The following is a 17,942-nucleotide window of genomic DNA, read 5'->3' on the forward strand; positions in this document are numbered from 1 at the left end:
CACGGCGGGCGATGGTGTACGGTTGGGTGAACCGGGGAGGCTGACATGCAGGACAACACACCATTGGATACCGCGCCGCCGCACGTTGTGTCGTCGCCACGGGCAACGATGGTGCAACGCTGGCCTTGGCTGGGCGTATGCAGCTTCCTTGGGCTCCCGTTGGGTGGCCTGGCCGGCTATCTCGTGCGGCTGGCGAGCGATAGCCCCACGGTCGGCGTGGGCACGAGCGGGGCGACGGCGATCGGCGTGCTGGGTGCTGCCGCCATCGGCCTGATCGCTACCGTCGGCTCGCGGGTTCGGCAGGAACGCTGGCCTTGGCTGGGTGTCGTCGGCGCCGTGCTCAGTGCCGCGCCGCTGGCGTTGTTCATCGTGGCGATGATGTTTCATCGGTGAGAGGGTAAGCGGTAGGTAAAGGATCACCCATTACCGTTTCCACCCGATGTACCTCCACCGTGATGTGCACCAGCTCCTCGTGGATGGACAAGGCTTCACGAAGCGTATCGGCCGTCACCTCGGTGTCGCTCACCACGCTGGCCACGACCGCGTACTTGCCGCGACCAACCTGCCACACGTGCAGGTCCGCAAGGCGTGCTGCCCACGGGCCTTGCTCGATCACCTCACGCACGTCGGCCACGACCGGGGCGTCCATCTGCGCATCCAGCAGCACCCGGCCGGTGTCGCGCAGCAGGCCCGCCGCCCACACGGTGACCAGTACCGCACCGACCAGGCCCATCACCGGGTCCAGCCACGCCGCGCCCCAGAACTTGCCACCCACCAGCGCAGCGATGGCGAGCACCGAGGTGGCTGCGTCCGCGATCACGTGCAGGTAAGCCGAGCGCAGGTTGAGGTCCTGCGCGGCGTGGGGGTGGCCGTGGGCTTCGTGAACATGATGCTGCTGGCCATGCTGATCAGCGTGGTCTGAGTCGTGATCCCGCGCACTGCCGTGACCGTGCGCATGTCCGTGACCGTGAGGGTGCCCATGATGATGATGCCCGTGATCGTGCCCGTGGCTGTCATGCAACCACCACGCGCACAGCAGGTTGACGCCCAATCCCACCACGGCGATGGCGATGGCCTGGTCGTAGTGGATGGCACTGGGCGAGAACAGCCGCTGCGCCGATTGCACCGCCATCAGCAACGCGACGCCCAGCAGCGCGACCGCGCTGGTGTAGCCACCGAGGATTTCGATCTTCCACGTGCCGAACGCAAAGCGGCCGTCATGCGCGTAGCGCCGGGCACAGGCATAGGCGAACACGGCCATTCCCAAGGCGAGCGCGTGCGAGCTCATGTGCCAGCCGTCGGCCAGCACCGCCATGGAGTTGAACCACCAGCCGCCGAGGATCTCCACCACCATCATCGCTGCGGTCAGCCACAGGGCGCGCCGGGTGTTGCGCTCGGCCAGCGGGTTGCCGTCGTCGAAACGGTGGCTGTGGCGGCGGGCGTCGGCGGCGGCGAGGAGGGACATGGGGCGGGCCCGATGGGAATATACCCCCATAGGGTATATTCTCCTGTCCCATGTCGCACGTCCAACACCAACGAAACGCGCTGCTGGCCCGGGTCCGGCGCATGGCCGGCCAGGTGGCCGCACTGGAAACCTCCCTGCAATCGACCGAGGCCGACTGCACCGATGTGCTGATGCAGGCTGCGGCGGTGCGGGGTGCCGCGCACGGCCTGCTGATGGCGCTGCTGGACGAGCATCTGCAGGCGCACGTGGTCAGCCCCAGCGATCCGGCCGAGCGCGCGGCCGAGGCGCAGGTGCTGGTGAAGCTATTGCGCGCCTACGGGAAGTAGGCGCAACGGTCGCCTGCGTGGCTACGGCAGGGTCTGTGGCCTGAGCCCCTCAGTGCCGGTGCCGACGCCAGGCATTCCACACGTGGGTGGCGGCAAGCAGCAGGCTGCCGGCGACGGTCATTGGCGTTTCGGTGTCGTGGCTGGGCCACTCGGCGGCGCCGGCCAGCAACAGCAGCAACCCCAACGCAGCGCTGGCCAGCGCCGCAGCAGGCAGGCGCTGCTGGCGGTGGGCGCGCCACAGGGCGAAGCCGGTCAGCGGCGCGGCGATGGCCACGAACAGCACGTGGACCCATTCGGCCTGGGCCCAGACGCCAAACAGCGGCAGGGCAGCGGCCAGCACCGGCAGGGCCAGGCAATGCAGCAGGCACAAGCTGGACAAGGCGATGGCACCGGCATCGAGCAGGGTGGAAGAACGTTTCATGTGGGTGGGGGACCAGATCTGCGAATGTTATATAGTAACATTTTAATCCCCGCCCGAACCTGTCCCGCCATGACCGCCATTGCTGCTCCTCTCGACACCCGCCTGCCGGTGACCGTGTTGTCCGGCTTCCTTGGCGCCGGCAAGACCACCCTGCTCAACCAACTGCTGCGCAACCGCGAGGGGCGCCGGGTGGCGGTGATCGTCAATGACATGAGCGAGATCAACATCGACGCACAGCTGGTGCGCGATGGCGGCGCCACGCTGAGCCGCACCGAGGAGACGCTGGTGGAGTTCAGCAATGGCTGCATCTGCTGCACGCTGCGCGACGATCTTCTGCAGGAGGTGAAGCGGCTGGCCGCCGAGGGGCGCTATGACTACCTGCTGATCGAGTCCACCGGGATCGCCGAGCCGATGCCGGTGGCGGCGACGTTCTCGGTACGCGACGCGGACGGGTTCTGCCTCAATGACATCGCACGCCTGGACACGATGGTGACGGTGGTGGACGGGGTGAATTTCCTGGATGACTTCAGTTCGACCGATCGGCTGGTCGATCGCGGGCAGCAGGCCGGACAAGACGATGCGCGTGGGGTGGTGAACCTGCTCGCCGAACAGATCGAGTTCGCCGATGTGATCGTGGTCAGCAAGTGCGATGTGGTCGACGATGACGCGCTGCAGTCGACGCTGGCGGTGCTGCGCGCGATGAATCGCGAGGCGCGGCTGGTACTTTCCGAGCAGGGCAACGTGCCGCTGCATGAGGTGCTGGACACGCGCCGCTTCGATTTCGTCAAGGCACAACTGGCCCCGGGCTGGATGCAGGCGCTGCGTGGCGTGCACACGCCGGAGACCGAGGAATACGGCATCAGCAGCTTCGTCTATCGGGCCCGGAGGCCGCTCCACCCGCAGCGGTTCGCGCGGTTGTTGGAACAGGGGCTGGGTGGGGTGATCCGCAGCAAGGGGTTCTTCTGGCTGGCCAACCGCATGGACCGGGTGGGCGAGCTGTCCAGCGTGGGCGCGGCCACGCGGACCGAGGCGGCCGGCTTCTGGTATGCCGCGCGCGAGCGGGTGGCGGCCGGGATGGAAGACAGCACACCGTTGCTGCCGCCGCCGCAGGTGCCATACACCGATGTCGGTTGGGTGCGTCAGCAGGCGTCCTGCTGGACCGCACCGATGCCGGGCATGGACGAAGTAGGTGATGCGGGTGAGTACCAGGCGATGCGGCGGATGTGGCACCCCTGGTGGGGCGATCGCCGCCAGGAGCTGGCGGTGATCGGGGTGGAAATGGATGAGCGCGCGCTGCGTGCGCAATTCGATGCCTGCCTGCTGACCGACGCGGAGATGCACGCCGGCCCGATGCTGTGGCAGCTGCTGCCCGATGCCTTCCCGGCGTGGTCGCGGGGATGAGGCGATGCAGCCATGCGTCGCCTAACACGCCGTGATCTCCCAACCTCCGTCGGCTGCGTCCAGGTGATGGGTCACGCCGACGGCCTGCAGGAGCGCCGCGTCGTGGGACACGATCATCAGCGTGCCCTTGTACTGGTTGAGCATCTGCTCCAATGCGGCCAGCGAGGGCAGATCGAGGTGGTTGCCCGGCTCATCCAGCAGCAGCAACTGCGGCGGCGTGCGCGCATACAGTACGGCGGCGAGTGCGGCTTTCAGGCGCTCGCCACCGCTGAGTGTGCACAGCGGGCGCAAGCTGCGCGTGGCATCCAGGCCCAGCAGGGCCAGCTGGGTGCGCAGGGTCGCTTCGCTGGCGTCGGGATGCGCGTCCTGCAGCAATGACAGGGCCGTGGCCTGCATTGGCAACCCGGAAAGCGACTGGTCGAGCAGCGCTACGCGGGCAGCCACCCTGCACTCGCCCGCCAGCGCCTCGATCTGCCCGGCAAGCAGCCGCAGCAGCGTCGACTTGCCGCTCCCGTTAGGCCCACGCACGCCGATGCGCTGGCCGCGCTGCACGCACGCGGTAATGCGTTGCCATGGGGACGCCGCCCACGGCAACTGCACATCGATCAGTTCGGCGACACGCTGCGGACCGGGCTCGGGAAGCGTGGGTGCCAGCAACGCGATCTCCACCACGTCCTCCACCTGTGCGGCAGCCTCGCGCACGCGGGCGTCCATGTCGGCGCCGCGCTCCAACTGCCGGGCCTGCCAGCGCCCGGCGCTGTTCTCGCTGCGGCTCTTCATCCCGCCGAGCAGGATCGGCGCCTGGTTGGCGCTGCGTGCCTCGCGTTGCGCGCGCGACTGGCGATGCTCCTGGCGCTCGCGCTGTTGGCGAAGCTCGCCCTGCTGCTGGCGGCGTTCGCGCTTGCGCAGGGCGAGCAGGTCGTCGGCGGCGGTGCGTGCGTGTTGCTTCTGTTCGGCATACAGAGCGTAGTTGCCGCCGTAGCTGTGCAGCCCGCCTGGAGTGAGTTCGACGATGCGCTGCATGGCCTGCAGCACGGTGCGGTCGTGGCTGATCACGATCAGGCCACCGCGCCAGCCGGCGAGGGCATCGAGCAGGCGCGTGCGGTGGGCGCTGTCGAGGTGGTTGCTGGGCTCGTCCAGGATCAGGCCGTCCGCGTCGGACAGCAGCGCACCGGCCAGCGCCACCTGCATGGCCTGGCCGCCGCTGAGCGTGGCCGCCGGCCGATCCGGATCCAGTGCAGGCAGCCCGAGTTGCCGCCACTGCGCCTGCAGTTGCTCGCGGATGTTCCAGCGTTCGCCGACGCTGGCGAAGTCGGCCGGCGCGATGCTGCCCGCTTCGATCCGGGTCAGCGCCGCAAGCAACGGCGCGACGCCGGCCAGCTCGGCGATGCTGCCGGCAGGCGCGCCGCTGTGCTGGGTCAGCAGATGGACCTTGCCGGTGCGCTGGATCTGCCCGCTGGTGGGCGCGCGCTGCCCGGCCAACAGATTGGCGAGCACGCTTTTGCCGACACCGTTGCGCCCGACCAGGCCGGTCGGGGTGGTGTCGAGGTGCGTGCTGATATCGGAAAACAGGACCCGGCCGTCGGGCAGGGTATACGTCACGCGGTCGAGCGTGAGAGCGAATGCGGTCATGCGACCTCCATGGATGCCGTTGAATCCCTCACGCGCGCGGCGGGAAGGTCAGTGGCCGTCAGCAGACGGCGGGGCATCAATGGCGCATGCGGGCATACCTCATTACACAGGCGACTGGCTGTCGCGCGGCCAGTATAGAGTTGCGCGCCGCGCAGGCGATGAATATCCGCTGTTCAGCAGCTCACGCCGGTGAGCCGGGCACTGACGAAATCGATGAACACCCGTAGCTTCGGCAGCACGTGGCGGCCCGATGGCCACAGCAGGTGGAAGGTGCCGCAGGCGTGGATCTGGTCGGGCAACACACGCCGCAGTCGCCCGTCGGCCAGCGCGTCGCGCACCGAATGCTCGGGGATGTAGCCGATGCCGCGTCCGGCCAGGGCAAAGGCCAGCCTGGCCTCGATGGTGTTGGAGACCATCGCTACCGGCAGCTCCAGCGCGGGCGCACCGGGTTCACGCGGCAGCGGCCACGGTTCCAGTTTGCCGCTGGTGGGAAAGCGGTAGTGCAGGCAGTCGTGCTGCAGCAGGTCTGACGGCGTCTGCGGGACGCCGCGACGCGCCAGGTAATCCGGCGAGGCGACCAGGTAACGCGGGAAAACGCCGAGCCGCCGCGCGCTGAGCCGCGAGTCGGAGGGCTCGCCGACCCGCAGCACGGCGTCGAACCCCTCTTCGATCACATCGACCATGCGGTCGTCGAAATCCAGCTCCAGGCGGATGCCCGGGTAGGCGGCCATGAAATCGGACAGGATCGGCAGCGACAGGTCGCCGACCAGCGGCAGGCTCAATCGCAGCGTGCCGCAGGGAGCGGCCGCCTGCTGGGCCAGTTCGGTCCGGCCGGCGTCGAGTTCGTCGAGGATGCGCCGGCAGCGCAGCAGGAAGCGCTCGCCTTCGGCGGTGAGGGTCACGCTGCGCGTGCTGCGGTGGAACAGGCGCACGCCCAGCGCCTGCTCCAGGCGGGTGACGGTCTTGCCCGTGGCCGAGGCGGATACGCCGAGCAGGCGCCCGGTCTCGACGAAGCTGCGGGTGTCGGCCACGTGCACGAAGGTCTGCAGGTTGCCCAGGTTTTCCAGCGCGGACATGGCCGTACCAAGGGGGGGGGGGAAGACGCCACTCTAGCGGCACCGGGGGGCTCGGCGGCCCTGCCGGTGGGACGCAGTGGTGCATCGGGGCGCGCTGCGGCCGGATCCCTTGGTGGTACGGGGATTTCCATGATTGCGGAATGCTGCGTCCGGAATGTATGGAGCGCCGCCTGGGTGTTTGCCTGGGCAGTGAAGGCCGACGATGGCGCTCCCCTCCTGCTGGACCGTCCCCCATGTCCTCCGTCCTGGACCTCCCTGCCGTTGCCGTTGCCGATCCGCGCCTGGCGCCGGTCGATGCCGTGCTGTCTGCCGCCCACGCCCACCAACGGATCGTGGGCGCGGTGGTGCTGGTGCGCCAGCACGGCCAGCTCGTCCACGCCAGCGCCAGCGGTTGGGCCGATCGCGAGCAGCAACGGCCGATGTCGCGCGATGCGCTGTTCCGGTTGGCCTCGGTCAGCAAGCCGATGGTGACCGCTGCGGCGATGCGGCTGGTGGCGCAGGGCCTGCTGTCGCTGGACGCACCGATCACCGAGTGGCTGCCCGACTTCCGCCCGGCGCTGGCCGACGGCCGCCGCCCGGACATCACCCTGCGCCACCTGCTCAGCCACAGCGCCGGGTTGGGTTATCGCTTCCTGGATGCCGACGCCGACGGCCCGCATGCACGGGCGGGCGTCAGCGACGGCATGGATGACAGCCCGATCAGCCTGCGCGAAAACCTGCGGCGGATCGCACAGGTTCCGCTGCTGTTCGCGCCGGGTACGGCGTGGCGTTACTCGTTGGGCGTGGACGTGGCTGGCGCGCTGCTGGAGGCGGCCACCGGCGTGCCGCTGGCGCAGGTGGTGCGCGAGCAGGTGAGCCTGCCGTTGGGGATGCAGGACACCGGCTTCCATGCCGACAGCCCGGCGCGGTTGGCCACGCCTTATGTCACCGACACGCCGCAGCCGCACCGGCTGGCCGAAGGCGAGGTGGTGGCGCCGTTCGAGGGCACCGCCGGCATCTGTTACAGCCTGGCCCGTGCAAGCGATCCGGCGGCGTTCGCCTCGGCGGGCGGCGGCATGGTCGGGACGGCCGACGACGTCATGCGCCTGCTCGAAGCGCTGCGTGGGGAATCGCGCCGCGACTGGTTGCCGGCCACGGCCGTGGCGGCGATGGCGCGCGCGCAGGTGGGCGAACAGGGCCCGCCGGATGCGCCGGGCTGGGGCTTTGGACTCGGCTTTGCGGTGCTGGACGATGCCGGCTCGACGGCCACGCCGCAGGCACCCGGCAGCTGGCGCTGGGGTGGCGCATACGGACACAGCTGGTTCGTGGATCCGGCGCGCGGGCTGAGCGTGGTCGCCCTGACCAATACCCTGTACGAAGGCATGCACGGCGCGTTTGTCGATCACCTGCGCGATGCGGTGTACGCCGCGGTGGAGGCGTCGGCATGAGCGGCGCGGGCATGAGCGGGGACGCCGGCGCCGCGGCGCTGGCTGTGGAGCCGGCCGCGTCGGAGCGCCTGCCGCTGGCAGGATTGCTGGCCTTGGCCTGCGCGGGCTTTGTGACCATCCTGACCGAGGCATTGCCGGCCGGTCTGTTGTCGCCGATGAGCACCGACCTGGGCGTGAGCCGCGCGCTGGTCGGGCAGTTGGTGACCATCTATGCGATCGGCTCGCTGGTGGCGGCCTTGCCGATGACCGCGCTGACCCAGCGCCTGCCACGGCGGCCGTTGTTGCTGGCGGCGATCGGCGGCTTCGTGGTGGTCAACACGATCACCGCTTTCACCCAGCACTACGCGGTGATGCTGGTGGCGCGCTTCATCGCCGGGATCAGCGCGGGCCTGCTGTGGTCGCTGGTGGCCGGCTATGCCAGCCGCATGGTGGTGCCGCGCCTGCAGGGCCGCGCCATCGCGGTGGCGATGGTGGGCACGCCGTTGGCGCTGTCGCTGGGCATTCCCGCCGGTACGCTGCTCGGGCAGACCATTGGCTGGCGCTGGGCGTTCGGGTTGATGTCGCTGCTCAGCGTGGGCCTGCTGCTGTGGGCACGGCTGGCGTTGCCGGCGTTGTCGGCACCGGGCGCGGGCGCACGGCAGCGCCTGGGCGAGGTGTGGCGGCTGCCGGGAATGCGCGCGGCGCTGCTGACGATGTTCCTGTACATCCTGGCGCACAACGTGCTGTACACCTACATCGAGCCGTTCGCTGCGCTGGCCGGTGCGGCGCCGTGGCTGGACCGCCTGCTGCTGGTGTTCGGCGTAGCCGCGCTGCTGGGCATCTGGATCACCGGGATATGGGTGGACCGCTGGCTGCGCGTGCTGGTGATCGCCAGTACGGTGGCCTTCGTGCTGGCCGCAACGGCGTTCGCGCTGTGGCCGACCTCGTCGTCGGTGCTGGTGCTGGGCACGGTGGTGTGGGGCGTCGCCTTCGGTGGCGTGGCGACCCAGTTCCAGACCGCCGTGGCGCGGCGTGCCGGGGTTGCCGGTGATATCGCGCAGTCGTTCGTGGTGACCGGTTGGAACCTGGCCATCGCCATCGGGGGCGTGGTGGGCGGGGTGATGCTGGAAACCCTGGGCGAACGCTGGCTGCCGGCCGTGCTGTTGACGTTGCTGGCGATGACCCTGGCGGTGGTGCTGCGGCGACCGCGTGCGTGGGCCGCCGCCGAGCACTGAGGTGGACGCGCAGCCGGGCAAGGCCCGGCTCTACCGGCCTCGCGTTGAACAGTGGGGCGGGGATGGGGGCGTTATGCTGGTGTCGGGATCATAGGCTGGAGCATGGCGTGCGCCGTACCGTGTTGCGATGGATGGGAATGGGCGTGCTGGCCGTGGCCGGCGCGGTGCAGGCATCGCCGGCGCAACGCATCGCGCTGACCATCGACGACCTGCCCTGGCAGCGGCTGGATGAGCGTAACGACCCGGAACTGGCGCAGCGGTATGCGCAGCTGCTGGCCGCGCTGAGCGCAGCACGGGTGCCGGTGGTGGGCTTCGTCAACGAGATCAAGCTGGAGCAGGACGGAACGGTGCAGCCGACGCGCGTGCAGATGCTGCGCGACTGGCGCGATGCCGGGTTCGAGCTGGGCAACCACACCCGTGGCCATGTCGATCTGCATGCGATCGGGCTCGATGCCTACGAGCAGGACATCCTCGACGGCGAAAAGACCCTGCGCCCGTTGCTGGCAGAGCGCGGCCAGGCGCCACGGTGGTTCCGTCATCCGTACCTGCGCGCGGGCCAGACCCCGCAGCAGCGGGCGGCGCTGGCTGCGTTCCTGGACCAGCATGGCTATCGCATCGCGCCGGTCACGGTCGACAACAGCGAGTGGATCTGGGCGTTCGCCTACGACCACGTACGCGATACCGAAACCGATCCGGTGCTGCGCGACACGCGCCTGCGCCAGCTGCGGCGTGGCTATGTGCCCTACATGCTCAACAAGCTGGCCTATTACGAGGATCAGTCGCAGCGGTTGCTGGGTCGCCTGCCGGCACAGGTGTGGTTGATGCACGCCAATGCGTTGAATGCGGACAGCATCGGCGAGTTGATCGCAGCGACCAAGCGGCGTGGCTACACCTTCATCTCGCTGCAACAGGCGTTGGACGACCCGGCCTATGCGCACGCCGATGGCTACAACGGCGCCGGGGGGATCAGCTGGATCCACCGCTGGGCGATGGCCGACGGCAAGCCGCGCGGTTTTTATGCCGGCGAACCGAAGGTGCCGCGTTGGGTGCTGGAACTGGCAGGCATTGCCGACGAATGAGCCCGATGCACCGGACAGGGCTCAGTCCTCCACCACCGCGTTGGGGTTCTGCATGTCTTCGCGGGCCTTGCCGTACTGCTGCAGGCGCTGGTGATGGAAGGCGACGAACGCCTCCGGGGGCAACGGCCGTGAGAACAGCCAGCCCTGTCCGAACTCCACCTGGCGCGCCTGCAGGTAGGCCAGCTGCGCGGGGGTTTCGATGCCCTCGGCCACGGTGAACAGGCCCAGCGTCTTGGCCATGTCGATGATGTGCGAGGTGACCGGGCTGGTAGCGCTGTCGGTACCGATGGCGTCGATGAACGACTTGTCGATCTTCAGCGCATCCAGCGGCAATTGCTGCAGGTACTGCAGGCTGGAATAGCCCACCCCGAAATCATCGATGGCCACGCAATGCCCGGCGCGGCGGGCCAGCGCCAGGGTATTGCGCGCGCGCTGCACGTCGATGAAGCCACGCTCGGTGGCTTCCAGCCAGATCTGTTGCGGGTGGATGCCGGTGCCGGCCAGACGGGCCGACAGTACCTTGAGCGCCCGCCCGCTGCTGACATCGCCGGCGGACAGGTTGATGGCGATGTGCACGCTGCGGTCCTGGACCAGCAGCGCGCGCATGTCGGCGATCACCAGTTCGATGACCTGGTCGGTCAGCGCCTCGATCAGGCCGTGCTCTTCGGCCAGCGGGATGAACAGGTCCGGGCGCACCTGGCTGCCGTCCGGGCGCGACCAGCGCACCAACGCCTCGGCACCGACGCAGATGCCCGTGTCGAGTTCGATGATCGGCTGGTAGTGCATGAAAAACTCGCGCTTGCGCACGGCCGTGGCCAGCTCGGCCTTCATCGACAGCCGCCGCCGCGACAGCCAGACCACCAGCGCCACCGCCGCCAGCGCGCCCAGCACGCCCAGTGGAATGAATTGCCGGAACTGCCTGCGGAAGCTGGCCATCAGGTCGGTGCGCGGCGCGGTGGCGACGGCCAGCCATTCCTGGTCCTGCGCGGTGGCGTACAGGGTGTGGCTGTCCATCCCGCTGTGCGGGTCGCGCAGCAGGCGCTGCAGCAGTTGCTGGTCGAGGATGTCCTGCTGCGCCATCAGGCGCCCGTCCGGACTGGCCACGGCCAGGCGCACGTTGGGATCGGTGATGACATCCACGAAACGCGCCGGGTCCACCAGGAGGTCGTACCGGCCCAGATACACCGAAAGCAGGGCGGTGCCATCGCCGGCCACCGGACGCACCCCCAGGGTGATGCCGGCGCCATCGGCCGTGGTGTGGTCCGGGGTGGGCGTGGGCACCTGTTTGTCCATCATGCCCCACGAGGTACAGCGCAGCCGACCGTCCTCGAAGTAGCCGACCTGCTCGGCCGAGTGGGTGCTCAGCACCAGGCTGCGCATCAACTGCAGGTGGTCGGCCGAGCACGGCTCCAACGCGCTCTGGTTGAGGCGACGCAGGGCAACCAGCCCGGCTTCATAGGCGCGGTGCGCGCGCAGCAGCGTGCGTTCGGCGGTGAGCTGGAGGCGGTCCTGCTCGGCCTCGGTGGCCCGGGCCCAGGTGAAGTACGCCACGGTGGCGATCGGCACGAACGCGCCCAGCAGGGCGAACAACACAGTGGCGGCGATGATCCTGGCGCGGTTCAAGCAGACCTCGATGCCCGGTGGGGGATGGTGAACGGCGTCCGTGGCCGCAGCCCCGATGCGCGCTATATCACCACCTGCGAGCGGGGATTGGAACAGGGTTTGCCCGTGACGCCTGCCGGGACACTGCCAGTGTCGGGGTCAGGGGGTGCGTTGCAGGGTGAAGACGACAACCGATGGCGAGGCCGGACTGACGCGGCAGTAGCGCAACCGCCCGCGCTCTTCTATGTTCATGGCCTTCGCCCCGCCTGGCCTGAGCCCATGTCCGATCCTGCCGCCCCGCCCGAGCACCTCCGGCGCAGTCTGTCCAACCGCCACCTGCAGCTCATCGCCATCGGCGGGGCCATCGGTACCGGCCTGTTCATGGGCTCGGGCAAGACCATCAGCCTGGCCGGTCCGTCGATCATCCTGGTCTACCTGATCATCGGCGCGATGCTGTTCTTCGTGATGCGCGCGATGGGCGAACTGCTGCTGTCCAACCTGGAGTACAAGTCCTTCATCGACTTCTCCACCGACCTGCTGGGGCCGTGGGCCGGGTTCTTCTGCGGGTGGACCTACTGGTTCTGCTGGATCATCACCGCGATCGCCGATGTGATCGCAATCGCCGCCTACGCGCAGTTCTGGTTCCCCGACCTGGCGCCGTGGATACCGGCGCTGATGTGCGTGATCCTGCTGCTCAGCCTGAACCTGGTGACGGTCAAGCTGTTTGGCGAAATGGAATTCTGGTTCGCGCTGATCAAGATCATCGCGATCTGCGCGCTGATCATCACCGGCTTCGGGCTGGTGGCATGGGGCTTCACCGCGCCGTCGGGCCATCAGGCCACCTTCGCCAATCTGTGGAATGACGGCGGGATGTTCCCGATGGGCCTGGCCGGGTTCTTCGCCGGCTTCCAGATCGCGGTGTTCGCCTTCGTCGGTATCGAGCTGGTGGGGACGACCGCGGCCGAGACGGCCGATCCGGAGCGCAACCTGCCCAAGGCGATCAACTCGATCCCGATCCGCATCATCGTGTTCTATGTGCTGGCGCTGATCGCGATCATGGCCGTCACCCCCTGGCGCGAAGTGGTGCCGGGCAAGAGCCCGTTCGTGGAGCTGTTCGTGCTGGCCGGCATTCCCGCCGCCGCCAGCCTGATCAACTTCGTGGTGCTCACTTCGGCCACGTCCTCGGCCAACAGCGGCATCTTCTCCACCAGCCGGATGATGTACGGGCTGGCCGAGGAGCGTCACGCGCCGAGCTTCTTTGCGCGGTTGTCGAAGGCGGCGGTGCCGGCGCGCGGGTTGCTGTTTTCCTGCATCTGCCTGCTGCTGGGCGCGATGTTGATCTACCTGATCCCCAACCTGGTCACCGCGTTCACCCTGGTCACCACGCTGGCGGCGGTGTTGTTCATGTTCGTGTGGTCGCTGATCCTGTGTTCCTACATCGTCTACCGCCGCCGTCGCCCGCAGCTGCACGCGGCGTCGACCTTCAAGATGCCCGGCGGCGTGGCCATGTGCGTGGCGTGCCTGGTGTTCTTCGTGTTCGTGCTGGTGCTGTTGACCCTGCAGCCGGACACCCTCTACGCGCTGGCGATCAGCCCGTTGTGGTTCCTGCTGCTGGGCCTGGGCTACGCCGGCAAGCGGCTGATCGGCGGCCCGCGCTGAGCGTCGGCCGGGTCCGCCCTCCTGGCGGGCCCGGTATTCACCTTCGGTTCGCAGCCTGGGCCGGATGATCGCGCCGCACGACTGGCGTGCCCCGAACCGAGCCCATGAACCCGACCCTGCCTGCCGCGTTGGCCCTGTTGTCGTTGCTGCTGCCGTGGGAGGCGTCGGCGCGCACGGTGTACCGCTGTGTGCAGAACAACACGGTCAGCCTGGCCACCGCGCCCGAGCCCGGCTCCCAATGCACCGCGCAGCAGGTGGATGACAACGCGGTGCAGACGCCCAACCTGTGGGGCAACATGGGGGTCTTCAGCGGCACCCTGTACGAGCGCGAGCAGGACGGCGGGATGGTCTATTCCACGCGCAACCTGCCAGGTTCGCGGGTGTTCCTGAAATTCACCGTAGCCACGCCGCCGGGTGAGCCGGCGCATGAAGGGCTGGGCAAGGTCGGTACGCCGCAGCTCAACCGCCATGCCAAGCAGTTCAAGGCCGCGGCAAAGGCCACCGGCGTGGAAGACGCCTGGCTGCGGGCGATCGCCCATGCCGAGAGCGGCTTCGATGCGGGCGCGATATCGCCCAAGGGCGCGCAGGGGGTGATGCAGTTGATGCCCGATACGGCCACCGAGTTCGGCGTGGCCGATCCGCTCTCGGCCGAGCAGTCGATCAATGGCGGCGCGCGGTACATGAAGGCGCTGCTCAAGCGCTACAAGGGCGACCGTACGCTGGCGGCGGCCGCCTACAACGCCGGCATCGGCGCGGTGACCCGCTACAAGGGCGTGCCGCCGTATGCCGAGACCCTGGACTACGTGGACAAGGTGAGCACGCTGTACGTGCGCTACCGCGAGGCGATGGGGTTCAAGGTGGAGACGCCGGCAAAGTAGCGCCGGTCGCCGGCCCGATGCACGGGCCGGCGGCGGGGATCACCGCCAGACGCTGCGGCCGTAGATGGGCTGGGTCTCGATGCGGCCCACCGCGTCGACGGCGGCGCGCACGTCGCGGCGCTTGAACAACTGCGCCCAGCGTTTCTCGTTTTCCATATCGGCGGGCATCGGCGGCAGCATGCGGAAGTCCTGCAGCAGCTGCAGCAGGTCCTGGCGCTGCGCCTTGTCCTGCAGCGCGGCGACCAGCCACGCCGCCGCGTCATCCAGCCGGTTTTCGCCGATCAGTACCTCCAGGTACACGCTGCGGCCTTCGCCTTTGTTGGACTGCAGCCACTGCCGCGCCTGCGCCGAGCGCTCGCCGTCGCCGAGTGTGCGATAGGCATTGAAGCGTATCCACTGGCGCACATATTCGCCGTAGATCTCGCCTTCTTCCAGGCCGTCCAGGGTCTGCAGGGCACGCTCGGGCTGCTGCTTGCCCAGGTACCAGCTGGCCAGGTACAGCCGCATCAGCGGATTGAACGCCGGCGCCTGCTCATGCAGCGTGCTGGCGAGGACCAGTGTGGCCTCGGCCTGTGCATCGCGGCCGAGGCGATGCTCGGCGGTGGCGCGGTGCATCAGCATCCAGGCCGCGTAATCGGCGCCGCGGAAGGACGGGGACGCACCGGCGGCGGCCAACCGCGTGTACAGCGCCTCGGTGGTGCTCAGCACCTGTTCGTGCTCGCCCATCAGCAGCAGGGTATCGGTGAGCTCGGTGATGCGATCGCCGCGCTCGGGACGCAGCAGGCCTTCCACACGCAACGCATCGACGTGGCGGCGTGCGGACTGCAGCGGATCGAAGCGCGGATCGCGGCGGTTGATCACGGCGTCAAAGCGCTTGTCGCTGCGCAACGTCACCACGTCCATCGGCGTATCGATGCGCGCCACGGTGGCGGCAAGCGCCGCGTGCTCCCCGGCATCGGCCTGCAGGGTGGCGAGCGTCAGCCACAGCCCGCCGGGCTCCATGCCGTCGTCCTGCCATTGCCGGTCGAACAGCACCTGCAGCAGTGCACGGCGGACCTCGGGCTGGTCGTGCAGCTGTTCGTCCAGCGCGTAGGCCATCGCCGCATCGAAGTCGCCGAGGAACTGGTCCGAGGCGCGCAGCGAGCGGGTGATCAGGCTGGCGCCCTGGACCGGCTGCTGCTGCCAGAGCAGCAGGCGACCGAGCACATACAGGGCGCGCGGGTCGTCCGGTGCCTGCTTCAGCGCGGCATCCAGGTAGCGGCGTGCATCGCGCGCCTGGCGTGCGTTGAACGCAACACGTCCGGCGGTGATCCAGCCGTCCAGGCGCAGCGACTCGGGCAGCTGCGTGAAGCCGGGATCGGCAAACACGCGCTCAAAGCCCAGCAGCGCGCCGACGCTGTCGCCGTTCTCGGCCAGCGTGATGGTATCGGCCAACGTCTGTGCCAACGGCTGCGCCGTCTGATTCGCAGGCGTGGCAGCATCGATGGAGGCAGCCAGCGCCGGCGTGGCGAACAGGGCCAGCAGCAGGGGAACGGCGAGACGGTGTCGCAGGCCGGGCATGGGGCGTCCTTCCATGGAATGAGCATCGATTGAACCCGGAACCCGGCAAACGCACAAGCGCACGGGCTTTGCAGCAGCGCGGCCAACGTTTATGGTCGTGCCCTCGAACGGACAGGGAACGCAATGAAACGTTGGCACTGGATGATGGCGGCGGTGGCGGTGATCACCGCGGCAGGGCTGGCGTGGACGTTCCTCAAGGGACCGCTGCCGGCGGTGATCGCGCCCGGTCCGGTGCCGACGGTGCTCGGCTGGCAGGCGCGGATCGAAACACTGGCCGGCGATGGCGTGGACGGTTCGCGCGAGGGGGCCGGTGCGCAGGCACGGTTCTCCGATCCCTACGCGGTGGCACTGGACGCCAACGGGGTGGCCTACATCGCCGACGCCGGCGACAACAACCGCATCCGTCGTCTCTATCCGGATGGGCGCGTGGATACGCTGGCCGGCAACGGTGAGGGGTGGCGCGACGGTCCGGCGCTGCAGGCCCAGTTCAATACGCCGTCGGGCATCGCGCTGGACGCCGCTGGCAATGTCTATGTGGCCGACACCGGCAACAACCGCATCCGCCGGATCGGCATCGATGGCGCGGTGAGCACGGTGGCCGGCGACGGCCAGGCCGGCTTCGCCGATGGTGCCGCCGCGCAGGCGCGCTTCGACGGGCCGATGGGCGTGGCGGTGGGTATTGATGGCCGGGTGTTCGTGGCCGATACCTACAACGATCGCATCCGCGTGATAGAGACCGATGGCACGCTGGCCGGTGGCGAGCGCCCGGGCACCGTGGATGGCATCGGCGGCGACGCCGGGCTGGATACCCCGGTGGCGCTGGCACTGGATGCGCATGGCAATCTGCTGATCGCCGATCTGTACAACAATGCGATCCGTCGCCTGTCGCCGGATGGCACGCTGCGCACGCAGGTGGCCGACGGCGGCCTGGTGAACGGGCCGCTGTCGGTGGTGGTCACCCACGACGACGTGCTGTACGTGGGCGACACCGGCGGGCGGCTGGTGCAGGTGACGCCGCAGGGGCACCAGATCGCGTTGCTCGGTGCCGAAACGCAGCCGCGCCTCGCCCGTCCGGCCGGCATCGCGCTCGACGCCGATGGCCGCCTGCTGGTTGCCGACGCGGCCGCGTATCGGGTGCATCGGATCGGCGCGCTTGCCGCCGGTGCGGTCGCACCCCCGGCCTTGACCGGGCCGGCGGCGGATGCGCCCCTGCCGGCGACCGCCGGGCGCTGGCCGCTTGCCCCGCAGCAAAGCTGGCATGAAGTCGTCGGCACGCTGGGCGAAGTGCGTGGCGATTTCCACGGTGAAAGCCGGCACCACCTGCATGGCGGCTTCGATATCCGCGGCGATGTCGGCCAGACCGTGCTGGCCATCGCCGATGGCAAGGTCAGCAGCCCGACCCCGACCTGGTCGGTGGGCGGGCAGGCCGAAGGGTTGGTGCTGGACCGGCTCAAGTACATCCACATGAAGGTCGGGCGCGACCCGGCCGATCGTCCGTTCGACCCGCGTTGGCAGCCGCTGTTCAACGACGAAGGCAAGCTGCAGCGCATTCGCGTGCGTCGTGGCACGCGCTTCCAGGTGGGCGACCGCCTGGGCAGCATCAACCGGATGGCGCACGTGCACCTCAGCGTGGGCGCCAGCGGTTTCGAGCGCAACGCGGTCGCGTTGGGGTTCACCGGCTATGTCGATACGGTCGCCCCGCGCATCACCGATGTGGCGCTGCTGGACGATCTGGACCAGCCGCTCACCGCTGGCGCGAATGGGCGCGTGGCGCTGCCGCGCAGCGGCCCGGGCGTGCAGATCGTGGTGGAGGCCTGGGACCAGGTGGACGGCAACCAGTCGCGACGTCGACTCGGGTCCTACCAGGTCGGCTACCAGATCCTCGATGCCCGGGGCCAGCCGCTCCCCGGTTATGAGCAGCCGCGCTTCAACATCGTGTTCAATTCAATGCCCCCGCGCGACAGTGCCACCAAGGTGGCCTATGCACCGGACAGCGGCATCACCGTGCATGGCAGCGCGGTCACCCGCTTCCGCTACCTGGTGACCAACACCGTGCGCGATGGTCGGGTGGAAACCGGTCGTTGGCAGCCGGACGCGTTGCCGGCCGGCGACTACGTGATCCGCGCCAGCGCGCGTGATTACAGCGGCAATGAAGGCATCGGTGCGCGCGACCTGAAGATCACCCTGCTGTAGCAGCAACGG

The 17,942-nt window shown here is 68.9% G+C and carries 15 protein-coding genes; 9 read left to right on the forward strand and 6 right to left on the reverse strand.

Annotation, left to right across the window (positions count from 1 at the left end):
- Positions 1-45 precede the first annotated feature (45 nt).
- Complete coding sequence (locus tag AC1DR7_RS03260) at positions 46-393, forward strand: hypothetical protein (RefSeq protein ID WP_457318289.1); 348 nt, start codon at positions 46-48, stop codon at positions 391-393.
- Here the strand turns inward: AC1DR7_RS03260 and dmeF are convergent.
- Positions 365-1,465, reverse strand: a complete 1,101-nt coding sequence (dmeF, locus tag AC1DR7_RS03265) for a CDF family Co(II)/Ni(II) efflux transporter DmeF (protein ID WP_478051083.1) — start codon at positions 1,463-1,465, stop codon at positions 365-367. The two genes, AC1DR7_RS03260 and dmeF, sit on opposite strands and share 29 nt — an antisense overlap.
- Positions 1,466-1,515: 50 nt before the next feature.
- Between dmeF and AC1DR7_RS03270 the strand changes: the two genes are divergently transcribed.
- Entirely contained in the window at positions 1,516-1,791 is a 276-nt protein-coding gene (locus tag AC1DR7_RS03270) for a metal/formaldehyde-sensitive transcriptional repressor (RefSeq protein ID WP_457318291.1), read from the forward strand.
- A 49-nt stretch (positions 1,792-1,840) separates the two neighbouring features.
- On the opposite strand, the gene AC1DR7_RS03275 is transcribed toward AC1DR7_RS03270, so the two are convergent.
- Positions 1,841-2,212 (reverse strand): MerC domain-containing protein, encoded by a 372-nt coding sequence (locus AC1DR7_RS03275; RefSeq protein ID WP_457318292.1) that lies wholly within the window; start codon positions 2,210-2,212, stop codon positions 1,841-1,843.
- A 69-nt stretch (positions 2,213-2,281) separates the two neighbouring features.
- On the opposite strand from AC1DR7_RS03275, the gene AC1DR7_RS03280 reads away from it, so the two are divergent.
- Positions 2,282-3,613, forward strand: a complete 1,332-nt coding sequence (locus AC1DR7_RS03280; RefSeq protein ID WP_457318293.1) for a GTP-binding protein — start codon at positions 2,282-2,284, stop codon at positions 3,611-3,613.
- 21 nt (positions 3,614-3,634) lie between these two features.
- Here the strand turns inward: AC1DR7_RS03280 and AC1DR7_RS03285 are convergent, their stop codons facing one another.
- Positions 3,635-5,245, reverse strand: coding sequence for an ABC-F family ATP-binding cassette domain-containing protein (locus tag AC1DR7_RS03285; protein WP_457318294.1), 1,611 nt, complete (start codon positions 5,243-5,245; stop codon positions 3,635-3,637).
- A gap of 173 nt (positions 5,246-5,418) precedes the next feature.
- Complete coding sequence (locus AC1DR7_RS03290) at positions 5,419-6,321, reverse strand: LysR family transcriptional regulator (RefSeq protein ID WP_457318295.1); 903 nt, start codon at positions 6,319-6,321, stop codon at positions 5,419-5,421.
- A 233-nt stretch (positions 6,322-6,554) separates the two neighbouring features.
- On the opposite strand from AC1DR7_RS03290, the gene AC1DR7_RS03295 reads away from it, so the two are divergent.
- The 3 genes from AC1DR7_RS03295 to AC1DR7_RS03305 all read left to right on the forward strand — a co-directional run bounded on the left by AC1DR7_RS03295 (position 6,555) and on the right by AC1DR7_RS03305 (position 10,041).
- Positions 6,555-7,748, forward strand: coding sequence for a serine hydrolase domain-containing protein (locus tag AC1DR7_RS03295; RefSeq protein ID WP_478052600.1), 1,194 nt, complete (start codon positions 6,555-6,557; stop codon positions 7,746-7,748).
- Positions 7,745-8,962, forward strand: coding sequence for an MFS transporter (locus tag AC1DR7_RS03300; protein WP_457319201.1), 1,218 nt, complete (start codon positions 7,745-7,747; stop codon positions 8,960-8,962). The genes AC1DR7_RS03295 and AC1DR7_RS03300 overlap by 4 nt, the downstream gene beginning before the upstream one ends.
- A 107-nt stretch (positions 8,963-9,069) precedes the next feature.
- Positions 9,070-10,041 carry a polysaccharide deacetylase family protein gene (locus AC1DR7_RS03305; protein ID WP_457319202.1) on the forward strand — a complete coding sequence of 324 codons (972 nt, stop codon included), beginning with the start codon at positions 9,070-9,072 and terminating at the stop codon, positions 10,039-10,041.
- 21 nt (positions 10,042-10,062) lie between these two features.
- Here AC1DR7_RS03305 and AC1DR7_RS03310 read toward each other — a convergent pair whose 3' ends face one another.
- Complete coding sequence (locus AC1DR7_RS03310; RefSeq protein WP_457319203.1) at positions 10,063-11,664, reverse strand: EAL domain-containing protein; 1,602 nt, start codon at positions 11,662-11,664, stop codon at positions 10,063-10,065.
- A gap of 258 nt (positions 11,665-11,922) precedes the next feature.
- On the opposite strand from AC1DR7_RS03310, the gene cycA reads away from it, so the two are divergent.
- The gene (cycA, locus tag AC1DR7_RS03315; RefSeq protein ID WP_256775116.1) at positions 11,923-13,302 is read left to right on the forward strand and encodes a D-serine/D-alanine/glycine transporter; all 1,380 of its coding nucleotides are present in this window, start codon (positions 11,923-11,925) and stop codon (positions 13,300-13,302) included.
- Positions 13,303-13,406: 104 nt separating this feature from the next.
- On the forward strand, positions 13,407-14,180 hold the full coding sequence (locus AC1DR7_RS03320) for a lytic transglycosylase domain-containing protein (protein WP_457319204.1): 774 nt from the start codon (positions 13,407-13,409) through the stop codon (positions 14,178-14,180).
- Between the two features lie 39 nt (positions 14,181-14,219).
- Here the strand turns inward: AC1DR7_RS03320 and AC1DR7_RS03325 are convergent, their stop codons facing one another.
- Positions 14,220-15,755, reverse strand: a complete 1,536-nt coding sequence (locus AC1DR7_RS03325) for a tetratricopeptide repeat protein (RefSeq protein ID WP_457319205.1) — start codon at positions 15,753-15,755, stop codon at positions 14,220-14,222.
- 108 nt (positions 15,756-15,863) lie between these two features.
- On the opposite strand from AC1DR7_RS03325, the gene AC1DR7_RS03330 reads away from it, so the two are divergent.
- Complete coding sequence (locus AC1DR7_RS03330) at positions 15,864-17,933, forward strand: gluconolaconase (RefSeq protein WP_478052599.1); 2,070 nt, start codon at positions 15,864-15,866, stop codon at positions 17,931-17,933.
- Positions 17,934-17,942: the final 9 nt, after the last annotated feature.

The sequence above is a fragment of the Stenotrophomonas sp. P5_A9 genome (assembly GCF_056400525.1).

Coding starts and splice junctions, on each gene's coding strand:
- AC1DR7_RS03260 (WP_457318289.1), top strand. CDS start 46: ATGCAGGACAACACACCATTGGATACCGCGCCGCCGCACGTTGTGTCG.
- dmeF (WP_478051083.1), bottom strand. CDS start 1,465: ATGTCCCTCCTCGCCGCCGCCGACGCCCGCCGCCACAGCCACCGTTTC.
- AC1DR7_RS03270 (WP_457318291.1), top strand. CDS start 1,516: ATGTCGCACGTCCAACACCAACGAAACGCGCTGCTGGCCCGGGTCCGG.
- AC1DR7_RS03275 (WP_457318292.1), bottom strand. CDS start 2,212: ATGAAACGTTCTTCCACCCTGCTCGATGCCGGTGCCATCGCCTTGTCC.
- AC1DR7_RS03280 (WP_457318293.1), top strand. CDS start 2,282: ATGACCGCCATTGCTGCTCCTCTCGACACCCGCCTGCCGGTGACCGTG.
- AC1DR7_RS03285 (WP_457318294.1), bottom strand. CDS start 5,245: ATGACCGCATTCGCTCTCACGCTCGACCGCGTGACGTATACCCTGCCC.
- AC1DR7_RS03290 (WP_457318295.1), bottom strand. CDS start 6,321: ATGTCCGCGCTGGAAAACCTGGGCAACCTGCAGACCTTCGTGCACGTG.
- AC1DR7_RS03295 (WP_478052600.1), top strand. CDS start 6,555: ATGTCCTCCGTCCTGGACCTCCCTGCCGTTGCCGTTGCCGATCCGCGC.
- AC1DR7_RS03300 (WP_457319201.1), top strand. CDS start 7,745: ATGAGCGGCGCGGGCATGAGCGGGGACGCCGGCGCCGCGGCGCTGGCT.
- cycA (WP_256775116.1), top strand. CDS start 11,923: ATGTCCGATCCTGCCGCCCCGCCCGAGCACCTCCGGCGCAGTCTGTCC.
- AC1DR7_RS03320 (WP_457319204.1), top strand. CDS start 13,407: ATGAACCCGACCCTGCCTGCCGCGTTGGCCCTGTTGTCGTTGCTGCTG.
- AC1DR7_RS03325 (WP_457319205.1), bottom strand. CDS start 15,755: ATGGAAGGACGCCCCATGCCCGGCCTGCGACACCGTCTCGCCGTTCCC.
- AC1DR7_RS03330 (WP_478052599.1), top strand. CDS start 15,864: ATGAAACGTTGGCACTGGATGATGGCGGCGGTGGCGGTGATCACCGCG.